Below are 16,596 nucleotides of genomic sequence, written 5' to 3' on the forward strand. Positions count from 1 at the left end.
AGCCATGCGAAGAGATGCAGGCGGAACGAAATACTGGAGGGATGGCATTGTCGGAAGCAGGAATGGAGTTAAAACGCACACCGCTATACGATTATTACCAAAGGAAAGGGATAAAATTATCTGATTTTGGTTCTTGGGCTTTACCCATTCATTATACAAGCATTATTGAAGAACATAAAACGGTCAGAGAAAAGGTCGGCCTATTTGATGTTTCTCACATGGGGGAAATTGAAGTATCCGGTGACCGGGCTACCTCCTGGTTGAACCGTCTGATTACCAACGATTTGACAACGATTGATAAAAATCAGGCTATTTATACCATCGTCCCGAATGAATCGGGAGGTATTTTAGATGATATTATTATTTTCAAGTACGATGATACCCGTTACTTATTGACACCGAATGCCTCTAATACTCAAAAGATCTTGGATTGGATAACCCAATACCAAGAAGAAGGCATCACCATCACTGACCGGTCCCAAGAAATAGGACTTATTGCCGTTCAAGGACCCTATGCCAAAGAAGTCGTCGCTAAAGTATTTGGGGAAGAAGTCAAAGACATTCCAAACTACGCCTTTATAACCGCTGACGCTCATCCTACTTACACGAATGCCCTTATTTCTCGTACAGGTTACACGGGAGAAGATGGATATGAAGTGTACGTTCAGCGGGACCAGACTGAAGAGCTGTGGGAAGCCTTTATGGAAGCAGGTGAAGCATACGGCATTCAGCCATGCGGTCTGGGAGCACGCGATACGTTGCGCTTGGAAGCGGGCATGCCTTTATATGGTCAAGATTTATCTGAAGATGTGACCCCACTAGAAGCCGGTTTGCGCTTTGCGGTCAAATGGGATAAAGACGAGCCGTTCATCGGACAGGAAGCACTGGAAAAACAAAAAGAAACCGGTGTGGACTATCTTTCAAGAGGATTTGAACTGGTGGACAAAGGAATTGCCAGAGAAGGCTACCCGGTGGTGAATGCCGATGGAGAAGAAATTGGTCAGGTGACATCCGGTACACGTTCCCCGTCTTTAAATAAAAGCATCGGATTTATGCGCGTCCAAAAAGAATCCGTCTCACTCGGTGACACGGTCTGGATTCAAGTCAGAAAGAAAACACTAGCAGCAAAGATAACAAAGAAGAATTGGCTAAAACAAATAAAGAAAGAAGGCTAATAACATGGTAGATAAAGAAAAGTTATACTTTACAGAAGAGCACGAATGGATTGAATTAGTGAGCGAAGATTATGTTCGTATCGGCATTACAGATTACGCAGTTGAGCAGTTAGGCGATATTGTGTTTGTCGAATTGCCGGAAGTGAATGATGCAACAGAAGCGGAAGCGGAATTTGCGACAGTTGAATCCGTTAAATCGACGTCAGAAATCTATTCTCCTGTCAGCGGGAACGTTGCTAAAGTGAATACGAATCTGGAAGATGAGCCGGAATTACTGAATGAATCGCCATTTGGAGAAGGCTGGTTAATTGAAGTTCAAGCCAATGAGGCAGTAGATGTATCTCGCTTACTCGACTCAAAAGCTTACGAGGAGTATATAGAGACCCTTTAAAAAACCTGTAGAAAAAGGAGAGTGTAAAGACTCTCTTTTTTCTGCTCTTTTTATGTCACCCCCTGTTTTTGGAAACATTCCGGACACAGGAGAAATTAAGTAAAATGAGATTGCACACTAAGGAGTGACCGCATTGACTAAACAACACCGTTACTTACCAACAACTGAACAGGACCGAAAAGAGATGCTTGAGACCATTGGTGTCTCATCAATCAAAGACCTGTTTTCAGATATTCCTCAATCAACGCGTGCTGAGAAAGAAGCCGCTGTTCAGATTGATGAAGCATTAAGTGAACAAGCCTTAATTAAACATATGAAAGCTTTAGCTGAAAAAAACAGTACAACAGACACTCACGCTTATTTCCTAGGTGGAGGCGTCTACGATCATTACGTTCCAAGCATTGTGAACCATGTCTTACTGCGTTCAGAGTTTATGACAGCTTATACGCCTTATCAGCCTGAAGCCAGTCAGGGTGAACTGCAGGCCTTATTTGAATTCCAGTCCATGATGTGTGAACTGACCGGAATGGATGTGGCTAACTCCAGCTTGTACGATGGCTTTACCTCTTTAGGAGAAGCGTGTAATCTCGCGACTTCCGTGACGAAAAAACAACAGGTTCTTTACTCAAAAGCGTTGCATCCGCAAGCAAAAGAAGTGATTCAGACTTATGCTTACGGCATGGAATATGATGTCGAAGAAGTACCTTTAACTGATAACCAAACGGATTTAGAGAAATTAAAAGAACAGATCTCAGAAGACACTGCCGCTGTGATTATTCAGTATCCGAACTTCTTCGGAACCATTGAAGATTTAAAAGCGGTAAAAGACGTGCTGGAAGGAACGAAAGCCTTGCTGATTGTCATGGCTAATCCTTTAGCTTTAGCTATTCTAGAAGCTCCAGGAAAACTGGGAGCGGATATTGTCGTTGGAGACACGCAACCGATTGGCTTGCCTATGAGTTACGGCGGACCACACTGCGGGTATTTTGCGGTTAAGAAAAAATACATGCGTAAAGTGCCTAGTCGGATTGTGGGACAAACAGTGGATTCGGAAGGGAAACGCGGCTTTGTCATGACCTTACAGACACGGGAACAGCATATCCGTCGTGAAAAAGCGACGTCCAATATGAGTTCCAATCAGGCACTGACTGCGCTGGCAACTTCTGTCTTTTTATCGGCCGTTGGAAAAGAAGGCCTGCAGGAGATGGCTCAGCAAAATATTAACCACGCTCACTATGTCAAAAACCAATTGGCTAACAAAGGATTGACTATCTTATCTCAAGATACGTTCTTTAATGAATTTGTTGTCCAATTGAATCGACCTGTTCAAGAAGTCAATCAAGCCTTACTAAAGAATAATATGATTGGTGGTTTGGATGTGTCCGAAGAACTGGATACTGAGAACGCCATGTTAGTCTGCGTGACTGAAAAACGCACGAAAGAAGAAATGGATGCCTTTATAAACGCTTTAACAGAGGAGGAAGGAAAATGACTGTAAAACAAGATCCCTTAATATTTGAACTGTCTCGAAAAGGAAGAAAAGCTTACAGTCTTCCAGAATCTTCTATTGAACAGACCGACTTATCTCAGGTTCTTCCCACTCATGTGATGAGAGAGGAACCGGCTGAACTGCCTGAAGTGTCTGAACTTCAAGTGATGCGTCATTATACACGCTTATCCAATAAAAACTTTGGGATTGAAACAGGCTTTTATCCACTCGGTTCGTGTACGATGAAATATAACCCTAAAATTAATGAAGACATTGCCCGTTACAGTGGCTTTGCGCATATTCATCCGTTGCAACCGGAAGAAACCGCTCAGGGTGCTTTAGAGTTAATGTATAACCTGCAAGAAGATTTGAAGCAGGTCACCGGAATGGATGCCATATCTCTTCAGCCCGCTGCGGGTGCTCAAGGCGAGTGGGCCGGATTACTGATTTTTAAAGCGTATCACGAAGCCAATGGAGAAGGAGAGCAGAGACGAAAAATATTAGTTCCTGACTCGGCTCATGGAACCAACCCGGCCAGTGCGGTAGTTGCTGGGTATGATGTTGTTGAAATTAAGTCCAATGAACAAGGACGTGTCGGAGTGGATGCATTGAAAGAAGCGGTTGGACCAGATACAGCCGGTTTAATGCTGACCAATCCCAACACGCTTGGTTTATTTGAAGTGGATATTATAGAAATTGCCAAGATTGTCCATGAAGCAGGCGGACTGCTTTACTATGACGGGGCTAACGCCAATGCCATCTTAGGCAAAGCTTCTCCTGCAGAAATGGGCTTTGATGTGGTTCACTTGAACCTCCATAAAACCTTCAGTACGCCTCATGGAGGAGGCGGACCGGGATCCGGTCCTATTGGTGTGGTAGACTACTTGAAAGACTTCATGCCGTCTCCTCGAATTGAAAAAGAAGGAGAGACGTACAAAATAACCCGCAACCATCCCCAAGCCATTGGACGCGTGAAGGGCTACCATGGAAACTTTGGAGTCAACGTTCGAGCCTACGCTTATATTAAGAGCATGGGAGCGGAAGGTTTGCAGCAAGTGTCAGAAGATGCTGTATTACATGCGAACTATTTGAAGGCGCGTTTAGAACCCTATTATGATTCACCGTATCCTTCTTTATGTAAACATGAGTTTGTCCTGAGTGGCAATCGCCAGAAAAAACTCGGCGTGAGAACAACAGATATTGCCAAGCGTCTGTTGGATTACGGGTTCTATTCGCCTACAGTTTACTTCCCGCTCATTGTAGAAGAGGCGCTTATGATAGAACCGACTGAAACGGAAGCCAAAGAAACCTTGGACGAGTTTGCGGATGCCTTAATCGAAATTGCCAAAGACGCTGAAGAAAATCCAGAGCTCGTGACAGGAGCCCCTTATACGAAAGCCGTTACCCGTTTAGACGAAGTGACAGCTGCTAGAAAACCGATAGTCGTTTACCAAAAAGAAGACTAAATAGTTAAACTCACAAGGAGGATAATGATGGATCTTCATATAACAGGAAAGAACGCCCTAGTCATGGCCTCGAGTTCAGGATTAGGAAAAGCGATAGCTAAAGAGTTGGCGGCTGAAGGAGCCAACGTGATGCTGACCAGTCGCAATAAAGATAAATTAGAAGCCGCGAAAGCGGATATTGAAACAGTGGCTAAAGGAAAAGTCAGTTACGTGATAGCCGATATGACAGATGCTAGAAGTATTGAGACTTTAGTTGAAACCACCCGTTCAAAATTCGGTAAAATAAACATGCTAGTCAACAACTCGGGTGGACCGACAGCTGGAAAGTTTGAAGATTTGACCGATGCAGATTGGCAAAAAGCTTTTGATTTAACCTTGCTTGGTTACGTCCGTGTGACCCGCGCTGTCTTGCCGGATTTAAAAGAAACCAAAGGGCGTATTTTAAATAATGCTTCTTCATCCATTAAGCAGCCGATTGATGGCTTGCTTTTATCTAACGCCTTTAGAATGGGGATTCAGGGACTGTCTAAAACATTAGCCAGAGAACTCGGTCCAGACGGTATTTTGGTCAATACTATTGGAGCGGGTCGTATCCAGACCGACCGCATTGATAGCTTGGATGAAACACGGTCAGAAAAACAAGGGGTGCCTCTTGAAGACATTAAGCGCCGTTTTGAAGAGAACATTCCAGTTGGCCGCTACGGGACTCCAGAAGAGTTTGCTAAACTCGCCGCCTTTCTCGTGTCTTACGCCAACACCTATGTGAGTGGTCAAGCCATCCTTGTGGACGGCGCGATGATTGAAACTTATTAAGTATAACGAACTGAAATAAATCGGAAAAATCTGCTCATCGAATAGTGAAGAGCAGATTTTTTCAAGAAAACAGACAGAAAGAGGAAACCATCCATGACAGATACAAAGAAAATCTATTTTGCCTCTCCATTATTTTCAGAAATGGAACAACTGTACAATGCTCATGTCGTGAAGCGATTAAGAGAACAGTTTGGAGAAAAACTATCTATTTACCTGCCGCAAGAAAATGCGGCGATTAATGATAAAGCCAACTATGCCAACAGCATTCAAATTGCGGATGGCGACAATCACTATTTAGAAGAATCAGATATTCTGATTGCAATCTTAGATGGTCTAACGATTGATGCCGGAGTAGCCTCTGAAATTGGCTATTTCTATTCTATGAATAAACCGATTATTGGTGTGTACTCAGATATTAGACAAGGCTTAAACGATAATCAGGAAAAAGTAAAAGCTTTAGATGAGGTAGCTGAATCCCCTTTTTCTTACATTAACCTGTACACAGTTGGTTTAGTGAAAAAACGTGGAAGCATCGTGCGAACAACGGACGAGCTCTTAAAAATAATGGAAGACCTGTTAGAAGACTAAAATGAGAAAAACACGGTTTATAATGAGAAATTGGAAATACTATTGAAAAATGAGTGTGCGCACGGTAAAATACAATGCGTTGATAAATAATATAAAAAGATAGAGGCGCGAAAAATAAGAGTACTTTTTCAGAGGCTGGCCAGCCGTTGAAGAAAGAAGAAAGGGTTTTTCGCCGAAGGTTAGGGATTGCCGCTCCCTTTCCTGGGTATCCGTTTAAGAAGCGTATACCTGTCACGGATTCCGTGGAGCACTATCCTTAATACATGCCTGAAAGCATTTAAGGAGAGTGTGCCTTAGATGCTTTTTAATTTGAACTAAAGGAGATTACACATGAAACATCGATTATTAAAGCTGATTTTGTTTGTCTCAGCTATCGCACTATTTATTCCCACACCGGTTTTGGCACAAGAAGCAGAAGCGACGACACTGGCTAGCACATTGGGACCAGTCACGTTGATTCCGCCTCTCATTGCTATCATATTAGCCTTTGTGACAAAGAACGTTGTTTTGTCTTTATTTGTGGGTATATTTTCAGGAACCGTTATTGTTCAGTATGCGACAGGCGCGAGACTGATAAGCGGGTTAGTATTAGGATTTACGGACATCGTGGATTATGTTCTTAACTCACTAGCTGATCCTTGGAATGCGGGGATTATCCTTCAAGTATTGACCATCGGGGGATTGATTGCTTTAATTACCAGCTCAGGCGGAGCCAGAGCTGTGGCTGAAAGTCTGGCAAAAAAAGCTAAAGGCCCTATTAGTACTCAACTCATTACCTGGGTATTAGGATTACTCATCTTTTTCGATGACTACGCCAATGCCCTCATTGTCGGTCCAATCATGCGTCCGGTTTCTGATAAAATGAATATGTCTCGAGAGCGTTTGGCCTTTATAGTGGACGCGACGGCCGCACCTGTTGCCGGGATTGCTTTAATCTCTACTTGGATTGGCTACGAAGTCGGTTTAATTAATGATGCCTACCAGTCCATAGGGCAGAACGTCAATGCTTACGGTGTGTTCTTACAAACGATTCCTTACCGTTTCTATAACATTTTAATGCTCTTTTTCGTTGTATTGACTTCGATTACCTTGAGAGAATTCGGGTCAATGAAAAAAGCGCAAGAGCGAGCACGCGACACCGGTCAGTTGATTGCGGAGGGCTCTTCACTTGAAGGAGAAGACGAAGAAACAGAAGTTACAGCAAAAGGGAAGTTATCTGTATGGAATGCCCTTGTTCCCATCGGAGCTTTAATCGTATTTAGTTTCATCGGTTTTTATACGAATGGACGTCAAGTTATTTTGGCTTCGGATAATACAGCCTTGATTCAATTGATTCAAACCAGTCCGTTCTCTTTTGCGGCTATAAGAGAAACCTTTGGACTCTCAGATGCATCGGTTGTTTTATTTCAAGCCGCTTTAATTTCTAGCATCATTGCTTTAATTATGGGAGTTATACAAGGACACTTTACCTTTGGGAAAGGCATAGACATATGGGTATCGGGTATGAAAACACTTATCATTACAGGAGTAATTTTACTCTTAGCCTGGTCACTATCCGGTATCATGAATGACCTGGGAACAGCAGATTACTTGGTCTCTTTATTGGGAGACACTATGCCGCCATTTTTATTACCTACTCTTATCTTTGTATTCGGAGCGATTATTTCTTTTTCAACAGGGACATCTTACGGAACGATGGGGATTCTTATGCCTCTGGCCATTCCATTAGCGACAGCTATGCAGCCTGATAATCCGGAATTCATTGTCATGTCAGTGGGGGCCGTTTTAACAGGTGCGATTTTCGGAGACCATTCCTCACCGATTTCCGATACAACGATTCTGTCATCCATGGGAGCAGGTTCCAATCTGTTGGACCATGTGACCACACAGCTGCCTTATGCTCTGACTATTGGAGTGATTTCCATTGTATTTGGATACATTCCGTCTGCTTTCAATCTTTCCATCTGGATTGTTCTGCCACTCGCTTTCTTAGCCGTTGTAGCAGCCGTTTATATACTGGGAACAAAAGTAGATACAACAGAAACGATCTAACACAAGGAAGTCCGGTGAAAACCGGGCTTTTTATTTGCTCAAAAATAAGGGAGTCGGTACACTGACCTTAAGAGTCATCATGAAGGAGGCCTTTTTATGAAGTGGGAAGTAGTCAAAGGAGACATCACGACGTTAGAAGTGGATGCCATTGTCAATGCAGCCAATAAGAGTTTATTAGGTGGAGGGGGAGTGGATGGAGCGATTCATCGCGCTGCTGGACCGGAATTAAAAGAAGCCTGTCAAAAACTCAACGGTGCTGAAACAGGTGAAGCGAAGTTAACAGAAGGCTTCAATTTGCCTGCTGATTATGTCATTCATACGGTTGGACCGGTTTATAATGACGGCACAAGAGGAGAGGCTGAGTTATTAAAAGCCTGCTATGAAAACAGTATAAAGTTAGCTCGCGAACATCACATCAAGTCGATAGCTTTTCCATCCATTAGTACAGGAGCGTATCGGTACCCTATTGAAGAAGCAGCTGAGATTGCCGTGGATACAGTTGTTCAACTAACAAAAGATTCCGATGAAATAGAGAAGGTCGTATTTTCAGTCTTTGATGATCAAACAGAAAAGATATATAAGAAAAAACTGTCAGAAATAGAGAGTTAAGTGGTGAGAGTATAAAAGCCTAAGGAGGAAGAAAAAGATGACAAGAGACCCGTTAGTGCGTTTACCAGAAGTGACCTCATTTGATGTACAAGCGACAGACGTGACACCGGATCAGACATTCAAACCAGTTCATTATTCAGGAAAAATGGGCGTCGAAGGAGGTAAAGACCAGTCACCAGCTTTAGCGTTTGATAACGTTCCTTCAGGAACCCGTAGTTTTGTCGTTCAAGTTTACGATCCTGATGCACCGACTCTCGGAGGCTATTGGCATTGGACGATGATTAATATCCCAGGTGATTTAGGTGGAATAGAAGCAGATGCAGGAAATGAAGAGGGAGACAGAGTGCCTAAAGGAGCACTCAATATGCCCAATGATGCCGGTTTTAAAGGCTATGTGGGCGCGGCTCCACCAGCAGGAGAAACCCATCGCTACTTTATGGTCGTGTCGGCACTTAATACAGAAAAATTGGAAGTAGGCGAAGATACGACTCCGAATGTCGTCAACTTTGAAATGAATGCCCATGTCATTGGCCGTGCGGTAACGGTAGTGGAAGGTTCTAGCCCATAATAAAGGCAGATAATTCATAAAAAAATGTGATAAGATTCCTCTTAAAGTTGGACCTGACATCTCACTTTAAGGGGACTTTTTTATCTAAGAAAGAAATTTTACAACGATACTTACTATCCATTTGTACGATATTTCAGATAAAGCGAGCGTATTTTACCCAAATCAACCGAGAGAGTAGCACACCACATCATATGAGTGTAACTATAGCTTTAGAATGAAGGGGAAAAGGACTATCCGCATCATATGAAGGTTTTAAAAAAGGTGGAATGATAGGGAGACGCCCTATCCTTATTATACGAGTTTTTTTAAAATGTCGGTATGATAGGGAAAGTCAGCTTCATCCTCATACCAGAATATAAAACACGATTCAATGAGGGTGAAACTCATTTTTTACTGCACAAATATATGGGTGGTCTTTACTGAAGTTAAAAAAGAGACAGACCGTCTGAGGTCTGTCTCTCATGTCCAACATATTAGTACCACACTATACAAAAGGTTTATTTCACCCTTTTATAAAGAATGTTTCGATTCTTCAGGAATTTCTGCCGTTGTATTTTCTTTTAATCCGATAGCATAAGCAAAGTAGAAACACACCGCTAGTAAAACTAAAGCAATAAGCAGCATCAGAACCGTGTTACCCTGATTTAAATCAGCTAAAGCTTGAGTGTTTGCTATAACAGCTACAGGAGAAGCAAAGACCAGTCCCAATATTGCCGCATAGGTGTAGCCAGGCTGATTTTTAAATAAATAATCAATAATCTTACTAATAATAATCACACCAACTATCATGCCTATGCCAAATCCAGCCAATAAAAGAGTAGCGGGAACAAGGGCATTGAAATCTAATGACGTTAAGGCTGCTGTGAACTGGTTGATGGTATTGATGACCGTATAGTAAAAGCCTAGAATAAGCATTAAAAGGGACCCGCTTATCCCTGGAATAACCATAGCCGCGGCGGATACAAGTCCGACGAAAAACAAGGCCACAACAAGACCGAAGCTTAATTCAACGGATTGATTGCCACTGCCAGACACTTCTGCTATACCCATCCAAGCAACGATGATGAAGAAAGCAATAAAAAGGAACAGATGCAAGACATTAACCTTTTTCTGTTCTGCTTTTAAACTGTCTCTGAAGGAACTGATTAAAAGAGGCAGACCGCCTAGAATAAGTCCGACAAAAGCAAAAGCTGTGTACAAGGTGTAGTGATCGAGTAACCATTCAATCAGGAAAGAAAAAGCGATAATACCAAATACGGCACTCAAACCAATAGGTACTAATACTTTCAAACTCGATTTCCATTCTTTCCTAAGGTGTGTGATAGCGTGAATCAAGTCATCATAGATACCAAATGAAACGGCCATTGTTCCACCAGAAACACCAGGTATGACGTTTGCGATACCTAAAAACATGCCTTTAATAATAGTCCAAATATAGTTCATACGTTTCTCCTTCTTTATAAAAAAATGCTTCTCTTATTTTAGCACATTCACAAGAGAAGCATAACTCCTTGACGCGGGTTTGCAAAAATTTAATAGTTTCGTTAAATATAAATATGGTCATTCACTTTTGCTATATATTTCTTCACTTCATTGACGAATCCATTGTCACTGGCAATTTGGAGTTCATCTCCTGGAAGGAGGACAGTATCTCGGTGCGGCATGAATTCATTGTCATGGCGTCTAATGCGCACCACTTTAGCGTTATAAGGCAGTTGCACTTGATTCATTAATCGACCGTCTAAGTAGCTGTTCGGTTCAACAAAGACATCGATATGAGTCAATTTTCCTTGGAACACGGTGGGAAGGCGACGTGTTTTATTATATAAGGTCACTTCATCGCTTGGCTCCAGGCCGATCATATCGGCTACGACATAGGCTGTCAGACACACGATAGAGATAGGCATCATCTGGGTAATAGACCCCGTGAGTTCCGTGATCAACACGATACCCGTCAAAGGAGCTTTAGTCGTGGCAGTAAAGAAGCCTCCCATGGCATAAATGACAAAGTTTCGAACGAAAGGCTCTTCCAACCCCGTCAGCTGAATGACTGCATTGCCGTAAATGCCTCCTAATATAGCACCAAAAGCCAGACTGGGCACTAAAATGCCCGCAGGAATACCTGATCCGTAACCGATATTAAAAAGTAAGAATCGGAAAATCAGAATAGCCAGCAGTACTGTCGTTGGTGTAGGCGTCGAAGCGATAGACATGATCACGCTGGTTCCTCCACCTAACATATCTGTCCAGAATAATCCGGTAGGGATTAAAAGGAGAAAGGGAATGAAACCATGTAAGTATCTCGGAATCGGCAGCCAGGCAAAAACTTTGGGCACCACTTTAAATAAGGTTTTCTGGAACACCCAGCCTCCACATGCTAAGAGTATACCTAACCCGGCTAAGTAAAGGAAATACCTGAGCGGAAAAGCAGAGACCACTCCGAAATCCAGAGCGGGTTGCGAGCCAAATAAGTAAAAAGCAAAGAAAGAAGCCGTAATAGAGGCTGAAAAAACGGATAGAATAAGAATACCTGAAAAGCGGTGGTGCACTTCTTCCAGTATAATGACAAAACCGGATAAAGGCGCATTAAAAGCAGCTGACAAACCAGCTGCGGCTCCACTTGATATAAAGATGTTCTCCTGCGTTTTGTTTCCTTTTAATAAACGGTTCAGCCCTTGACCGACCATTCCACCGATTTGGATAGACGGCCCTTCTCGTCCGACAGGAATCCCTAAACCTAATACCAGGGTACTGGCCACAAACTTCCGCCATAACACAGAAAACCAGTTTAATTTTAAAGTGCCGATTAATTGTCCTTTTAATTCTGCGACTCCATTGCCTTCAATATGTGGTTCGTCGCGAACTAAAAGGATAACGATAAAAGCGATGAACAGGAGAAAAAGAGTCCAGGCAATAATGCCCAAGGGGGTGTCTCTCAACCAGTCGTACACCAGCGGCATACTGTTCAAAATGGAATAGATAGCCATTCTAAAGGCACTAACCACTATCCCGGCTACTGCTCCTACAAGTATGCCTTTCATCACATAATTGATTTTTGACCAATCAATTAACTTTAAACGATACATAATATTTCTCCTCATGTCGCCTATTTTACAAAAAGGCGGTATCTGATTATTTATTTAACCCATCAAGATGTTTTTTAACTTCTGAAACAAAGCCACTATCTGTAGTAATCGTCAGCTCATCTCCAGCCATTAAAATACTATCTTTATGTGGCACAAACTCGTTGCTGTGGCGTTTGACTTTAGAGACTTTTGCTCCATAAGGTAAGCGAGTGTGACGAATCATCATGCCGTCTAAATGGCTGTTTGTTTCTATTAATACAGAGAATTCTTTAATTTCACCTTGAAAAACTTTAGGAACAAAATTCACTTTATTGTTCAATAACGTTTCATACACCGGATCTACTCCAATAAAGTCAGCAATGATATACGAACTTAAACAGACAATGGCCAAAGGCATGAGTTGCGTAATGGTACCGGTCATTTCAGTAATTAGCATAACGGCTGTTAAAGGAGCTTTGGTGACAGCTGTTAAATACCCACCCATCGCATAAATGACAAAGCTTCTAATTAAAGCATCTTCAACACCCATTAAGTGCAAAGCCCCATTCCCATAAATGGCGCCTAAAATGGCCCCTAAACTCAATACAGGTATGAAAATACCACCCGGCAAACCAGATCCATACGATATATGAGAAAAAATAAAGCGGAAAAGGAAAATACCTAATAGGAAGAGAGTGGAGTAACGTGCGCCACTAATAAGTGTGACAATCCCTGTTCCGCCTCCCAGCATCAGAGGGAAAAACAGACCGACTGGAATAACAAGTAAAAAAGGAATGGTTCCATGCAAGTAATTAGGTATAGGCAGTTTCCGGTACAATTTTGGGACATAAAACAACACTTCCTGATAGGCCCACCCAGCCACTGCCAGAAACCCTCCCATCAACACTAAGTGTAAGTAATGTTCTAAGGGAAACTTGACTAGGGCGCCCAAATCTAAGGCAGGTTGCACACCGAAAATCTGGTAGGCAACGAAATTAGCTGTAATGGAAGCTGAGAAAGCAGTTAACAAGAGTACACCAGTAAATTTATGATGCACTTCTTCCAATATAAACATGATGCCTGACACAGGGGCATTGAAAGCCGCAGCTAAACCGGCACTGGAACCGGCTGATATCAACACATTCTTTTCAGAGTCGTTTCCTTTAAGGAAATGACTGACCCCTTGTCCTATGGCTCCACCTAATTGTATAGATGGCCCTTCTCGACCTAAGGCTAGTCCAGAGCCGATGGACAGTATTCCACCTATAAATTTTCTCCAGAGAACGGAAAATCATTTTAACTGAATCATGCCGTGCAACTGGCCTTCAACATCCTGAATACCTGACCCTTTAATATCCGGCTCGTCTCTTATGAGTAAAGCAACAATAAGAGCCGTGATTAACATGACGACTATCCACCCGATTATCCAAATAGGCTCATCGTTTAAAAAACGATAAACGTCTCTGACGAAGGTCAAAGTGAGTTCAATGCCTACACGGAAGAGGCTGATAATTAATCCGGCTAGCACACCGACAAGGGTGCCTTTAGCCACATAAGAAATTTTAGACCAATCAAACTGACGAATCGACTTCATAACAAACTCCTTTAATACCATTTAATTAATGACTATAGGTTTCTTTTCAATAGTACTAAGATAGCGAATTTAAGCTTAAAAAGCAATGAAGAGAAGAGGGAAATGAGAAGATTACAATAAACTGTTGAAAGTGAAGAATCTCTTAGTGTTTATTGCGAATTGATTAAAAGAATGCTAGGATTTAGTAAGTAAGGATTATACGAAAGCGGCATACCTGCTGTTCGAGAGGGGACTCACCATGATTTTAATGGGTATTAAACTATCAATATTGATATTTGATTCTTATTCTTTAAAGGACAAAAGAAGTACAGTCAAAAGTATCCTTCATCGGACACAAAATAAGCACCATTTAACAACGGCCGAGGTGGATGAGTGGGACATGCATAATAAAGCAGTCATTGGACTAGGCGTTGTTGGAAGTAATCGACAGCTTTGTCAGAAGAAAATTGAAGCGGCATTAAGAGATATTGAAGATTTTTATGAAATTGAAATCATTGATCACGAATGGATTATTGCTTAAATAAAGGCACAAGGAATAGAAGTTGAGGAGAAATAAGCATGTCAGATATACAGATAGAGGTACAGTTAGTTAAAACAAAAGACTTAGAGACAGATTTAGGAAGTTTATTGAAGAGCTATACTAAAGATCAGCTCAACGAGTTGGCAAAAGAACTCCATGCAGAAACTAAGAAAAGCTGGAAAAAAGATAAAATCATAGCTGCGGTGCAAGAAAGCGTTATAGACCAAGCGTCAACGATTTATGCAGAGATTTTAGAAGACGTTTTTTCACATTTGCCAGATACAGACAGTCAAGTTTACCGTTTAGAGAAGTTGGGCGCTATTCAAGCTTTTGTTCCATTGATTGAAAAAGGCTTTTTCTTTGTTTCAAAAGAAGCGGATACGTACCTTTTCATTATTCCAGATGAAATAAAAGCGGTATGGCAAGAGTCAATGACACCAGTCACTTCTGAAGCATCAGACGAAAGAACTAAAAAAGAAAGCATACTGAAAGAATGGAAAGACAGGCAAGTGGCTATTTTTGGGAGTTATTCAGCTGAACATTTAACAGCTGTTTGGAATAGATACTATGATGATAACTTGACAGTAAAAGAAGTAGCTGACTTATTGTAAAATCAGAACAGGCGAGTAGCGAATGATACGCATACTAATAGATTCCGGTATTGACCAGAACGACTTTATGAGAGAGACATATGATTATGGTTTCTTGCCCTTAAGTATTATATTAAAGGATAAAAGTTATTTGGACCAAGAAGAAATTCAATTAGAGGAAGTCCATGATTAATGAAGAAAGGCAATGTACCCAAGACATCACAGGTGTCTCCTGAAACGGTTCTTAAAGTCTTGGATAACTCACGTGCTAAAGGAGAAGATATCATTTACATTGCCTTAACCAGTAAGGTCTCTGGAACGGTGAATGTGGCTGAAGCGATAGTCAATGAATATTTATTGAACTATCCTGATATGAAGATTACGGTCATTGATTCAGAAGGGGGAGCGGGCGGAGGCGCACTTCTGACCTTACAAGCTTTGGAGATGGCGAAACAGGGAATGGATTATGAGACGATTGTGTCCATAACCCAAGAAAGCACGAAACATATTCATTATCACTTTACGCTAGACAATCTAAAGTGGCTGGTTAAAAGCGGTCGTTTACCTAAAGTAGCGGGTGCTACCGGTGATGCGCTGAGTATCAAGCCTTATCTATCGATTAACGACACAGGGATATACTTAAAGAGACTCGTCCGTGGGAAAGACAGAATTTATAAACGGATTGTCCAAGATGTTCAAAAGGGTGTCGGTGATTTTACTGACCAGCTTATCGGAATTAGCCACGTGAATGATTTGGAAAATGCACAGAAATTAGAAAATCTAATTAAAGACGCTCTTTTTGAAGCAACCGTTCAGATTTTTGAAGTGGGAGCCTTACTTTCAGCCCATTTAGGCTTAGGCGGGGTAGGCGTATTTTATTACGACTCAAAACCAGAAACCTATATGTATCTCAATTCTTAACAGTAAACCTCCTCATTTTTATCAAATGGGGAGGTTTTACATATTTATACCTTCTATAATGCATTATATTTGTCCTTTTATTTCTTCTTAGCTATACTAAAGTTGTTAATAAAATAAAGGAAAAGGAGTTTGATAAAATGAACGAGTTCGGAGATTCGTTACAACGAGGCTTTAACAGCTTTGTCGACTTTCTGCCAAATTTAATTATGGGAATAGTTCTTATTCTAGTAGCTTGGCTTGTAGCGACATTGGTTAAGAAAGCTATCGTTAAAGGGTTGGAAGCAACGGGATTGGCCAGTCGCTTACAGAATTGGGGTGCAGCTAATACAGAGGAACAAGGAAACTCAATGGTTGATGCTTTAGGTAAAGTGGGCTACTTCCTTGTATGGGTACTCTTTTTACCAGGTATCTTTGCCACATTCGGTTTAGACACGATTGGACAACCGATTCAGAATATGATGGATACGGCTTTAGCTTATCTACCTAATATCATTGGGGCACTAGTTATATTAGTACTCGGTTTCTACGCCGCTAAATTCGTCAAGAACTTGGTGTATAACCTTGCAGTAGCTGCTAATTTAGACAGATTCCTCAATAAACTGACAGGATCAGCCGATACATCAGCTGTCCAGGAGAACAAATCAACGATTGCGAATGTATTAGCTAACATTGTATACTTCTTAATCATCATTCCAGTCGTTTTAGCTGCATTGGATGTATTAGATATTCAAACCATTGCTCAACCAGTAAGTGAT

The 16,596-nt window shown here is 41.7% G+C and carries 18 protein-coding genes, 1 pseudogene and 1 riboswitch; of the genes and pseudogenes, 14 read left to right on the forward strand and 5 right to left on the reverse strand.

The genetic code is table 11. The features are described from left to right. The first annotated feature begins 41 nt into the window (after positions 1-41). The 9 genes from gcvT to ABDZ53_RS02390 all read left to right on the forward strand — a co-directional run bounded on the left by gcvT (position 42) and on the right by ABDZ53_RS02390 (position 9,151). A complete protein-coding gene (gcvT, locus tag ABDZ53_RS02350) occupies positions 42-1,175 on the forward strand; it encodes a glycine cleavage system aminomethyltransferase GcvT (RefSeq protein WP_343753599.1) in 1,134 nt (377 codons plus the stop codon). 4 nt (positions 1,176-1,179) lie between these two features. Beyond that, positions 1,180-1,566: a glycine cleavage system protein GcvH gene (gene gcvH, locus ABDZ53_RS02355; RefSeq protein WP_343753601.1), complete on the forward strand. Its 387-nt coding sequence runs from the start codon at positions 1,180-1,182 to the stop codon at positions 1,564-1,566. 133 nt (positions 1,567-1,699) lie between these two features. Then, positions 1,700-3,058 (forward strand): aminomethyl-transferring glycine dehydrogenase subunit GcvPA, encoded by a 1,359-nt coding sequence (gcvPA, locus tag ABDZ53_RS02360; protein ID WP_343753603.1) that lies wholly within the window; start codon positions 1,700-1,702, stop codon positions 3,056-3,058. Beyond that, the gene (gcvPB, locus tag ABDZ53_RS02365; protein WP_343753605.1) at positions 3,055-4,521 is read left to right on the forward strand and encodes an aminomethyl-transferring glycine dehydrogenase subunit GcvPB; all 1,467 of its coding nucleotides are present in this window, start codon (positions 3,055-3,057) and stop codon (positions 4,519-4,521) included. Before gcvPA ends, gcvPB begins: the two co-directional genes overlap by 4 nt. 27 nt (positions 4,522-4,548) lie before the next feature. Then, positions 4,549-5,334: an SDR family oxidoreductase gene (locus tag ABDZ53_RS02370; RefSeq protein ID WP_343753607.1), complete on the forward strand. Its 786-nt coding sequence runs from the start codon at positions 4,549-4,551 to the stop codon at positions 5,332-5,334. Between the two features lie 93 nt (positions 5,335-5,427). Continuing rightward, a complete protein-coding gene (locus ABDZ53_RS02375; protein WP_343753609.1) occupies positions 5,428-5,922 on the forward strand; it encodes a nucleoside 2-deoxyribosyltransferase in 495 nt (164 codons plus the stop codon). A 92-nt stretch (positions 5,923-6,014) separates the two neighbouring features. Further along, a riboswitch (Lysine riboswitch) is annotated at positions 6,015-6,183 on the forward strand. Positions 6,184-6,252: 69 nt separating this feature from the next. After that, positions 6,253-7,974 (forward strand): Na+/H+ antiporter NhaC family protein, encoded by a 1,722-nt coding sequence (locus ABDZ53_RS02380; RefSeq protein WP_343753612.1) that lies wholly within the window; start codon positions 6,253-6,255, stop codon positions 7,972-7,974. A 96-nt stretch (positions 7,975-8,070) separates the two neighbouring features. Beyond that, positions 8,071-8,583 (forward strand): O-acetyl-ADP-ribose deacetylase, encoded by a 513-nt coding sequence (locus tag ABDZ53_RS02385; RefSeq protein ID WP_343753614.1) that lies wholly within the window; start codon positions 8,071-8,073, stop codon positions 8,581-8,583. Between the two features lie 37 nt (positions 8,584-8,620). Further along, complete coding sequence (locus tag ABDZ53_RS02390) at positions 8,621-9,151, forward strand: YbhB/YbcL family Raf kinase inhibitor-like protein (RefSeq protein ID WP_343753617.1); 531 nt, start codon at positions 8,621-8,623, stop codon at positions 9,149-9,151. A 510-nt stretch (positions 9,152-9,661) separates the two neighbouring features. Here the strand turns inward: ABDZ53_RS02390 and ABDZ53_RS02395 are convergent. The 5 genes and pseudogenes from ABDZ53_RS02395 to ABDZ53_RS02415 form a co-directional block, all read right to left on the reverse strand. Then, positions 9,662-10,594: a DUF368 domain-containing protein gene (locus tag ABDZ53_RS02395; RefSeq protein WP_343753620.1), complete on the reverse strand. Its 933-nt coding sequence runs from the start codon at positions 10,592-10,594 to the stop codon at positions 9,662-9,664. A gap of 101 nt (positions 10,595-10,695) precedes the next feature. Then, positions 10,696-12,237, reverse strand: a complete 1,542-nt coding sequence (locus ABDZ53_RS02400; protein WP_343753622.1) for a ClC family H(+)/Cl(-) exchange transporter — start codon at positions 12,235-12,237, stop codon at positions 10,696-10,698. A gap of 46 nt (positions 12,238-12,283) precedes the next feature. After that, positions 12,284-12,571 (reverse strand): TrkA C-terminal domain-containing protein, encoded by a 288-nt coding sequence (locus ABDZ53_RS02405; protein WP_343753655.1) that lies wholly within the window; start codon positions 12,569-12,571, stop codon positions 12,284-12,286. Positions 12,572-12,601: 30 nt separating this feature from the next. Further along, a pseudogene (locus ABDZ53_RS02410) lies at positions 12,602-13,492 on the reverse strand (ClC family H(+)/Cl(-) exchange transporter); the annotation flags it as partial. 15 nt (positions 13,493-13,507) lie between these two features. Continuing rightward, the gene (locus ABDZ53_RS02415; RefSeq protein ID WP_343753624.1) at positions 13,508-13,810 is read right to left on the reverse strand and encodes a hypothetical protein; all 303 of its coding nucleotides are present in this window, start codon (positions 13,808-13,810) and stop codon (positions 13,508-13,510) included. Positions 13,811-14,048: 238 nt separating this feature from the next. Here ABDZ53_RS02415 and ABDZ53_RS02420 point away from each other — a divergent pair, with 238 nt between their 5' ends. The 5 genes from ABDZ53_RS02420 to ABDZ53_RS02440 form a co-directional block, all read left to right on the forward strand. Beyond that, complete coding sequence (locus tag ABDZ53_RS02420) at positions 14,049-14,330, forward strand: DUF503 domain-containing protein (RefSeq protein WP_343753626.1); 282 nt, start codon at positions 14,049-14,051, stop codon at positions 14,328-14,330. Between the two features lie 38 nt (positions 14,331-14,368). Continuing rightward, on the forward strand, positions 14,369-14,941 hold the full coding sequence (locus ABDZ53_RS02425) for a hypothetical protein (protein ID WP_343753628.1): 573 nt from the start codon (positions 14,369-14,371) through the stop codon (positions 14,939-14,941). A gap of 22 nt (positions 14,942-14,963) precedes the next feature. After that, the gene (locus ABDZ53_RS02430) at positions 14,964-15,113 is read left to right on the forward strand and encodes a DegV family protein (protein WP_343753629.1); all 150 of its coding nucleotides are present in this window, start codon (positions 14,964-14,966) and stop codon (positions 15,111-15,113) included. Next, a complete protein-coding gene (locus ABDZ53_RS02435) occupies positions 15,113-15,841 on the forward strand; it encodes a DegV family protein (RefSeq protein ID WP_343753631.1) in 729 nt (242 codons plus the stop codon). The genes ABDZ53_RS02430 and ABDZ53_RS02435 overlap by 1 nt, the downstream gene beginning before the upstream one ends. A 137-nt stretch (positions 15,842-15,978) precedes the next feature. After that, positions 15,979-16,596 (forward strand): mechanosensitive ion channel (locus ABDZ53_RS02440; protein WP_343753633.1); only part of this gene is annotated, 618 nt, incomplete at its 3' end.

Source organism: Alkalibacterium iburiense (assembly GCF_039521845.1).
GTDB classification, from domain to species: domain Bacteria; phylum Bacillota; class Bacilli; order Lactobacillales; family Carnobacteriaceae_A; genus Alkalibacterium; species Alkalibacterium iburiense.

Coding starts and splice junctions, on each gene's coding strand:
- gcvT (WP_343753599.1), top strand. CDS start 42: ATGGCATTGTCGGAAGCAGGAATGGAGTTAAAACGCACACCGCTATAC.
- gcvH (WP_343753601.1), top strand. CDS start 1,180: ATGGTAGATAAAGAAAAGTTATACTTTACAGAAGAGCACGAATGGATT.
- gcvPB (WP_343753605.1), top strand. CDS start 3,055: ATGACTGTAAAACAAGATCCCTTAATATTTGAACTGTCTCGAAAAGGA.
- ABDZ53_RS02370 (WP_343753607.1), top strand. CDS start 4,549: ATGGATCTTCATATAACAGGAAAGAACGCCCTAGTCATGGCCTCGAGT.
- ABDZ53_RS02375 (WP_343753609.1), top strand. CDS start 5,428: ATGACAGATACAAAGAAAATCTATTTTGCCTCTCCATTATTTTCAGAA.
- ABDZ53_RS02380 (WP_343753612.1), top strand. CDS start 6,253: ATGAAACATCGATTATTAAAGCTGATTTTGTTTGTCTCAGCTATCGCA.
- ABDZ53_RS02385 (WP_343753614.1), top strand. CDS start 8,071: ATGAAGTGGGAAGTAGTCAAAGGAGACATCACGACGTTAGAAGTGGAT.
- ABDZ53_RS02390 (WP_343753617.1), top strand. CDS start 8,621: ATGACAAGAGACCCGTTAGTGCGTTTACCAGAAGTGACCTCATTTGAT.
- ABDZ53_RS02395 (WP_343753620.1), bottom strand. CDS start 10,594: ATGAACTATATTTGGACTATTATTAAAGGCATGTTTTTAGGTATCGCA.
- ABDZ53_RS02400 (WP_343753622.1), bottom strand. CDS start 12,237: ATGTATCGTTTAAAGTTAATTGATTGGTCAAAAATCAATTATGTGATG.
- ABDZ53_RS02415 (WP_343753624.1), bottom strand. CDS start 13,810: ATGAAGTCGATTCGTCAGTTTGATTGGTCTAAAATTTCTTATGTGGCT.
- ABDZ53_RS02420 (WP_343753626.1), top strand. CDS start 14,049: ATGATTTTAATGGGTATTAAACTATCAATATTGATATTTGATTCTTAT.
- ABDZ53_RS02425 (WP_343753628.1), top strand. CDS start 14,369: ATGTCAGATATACAGATAGAGGTACAGTTAGTTAAAACAAAAGACTTA.
- ABDZ53_RS02430 (WP_343753629.1), top strand. CDS start 14,964: ATGATACGCATACTAATAGATTCCGGTATTGACCAGAACGACTTTATG.
- ABDZ53_RS02435 (WP_343753631.1), top strand. CDS start 15,113: ATGAAGAAAGGCAATGTACCCAAGACATCACAGGTGTCTCCTGAAACG.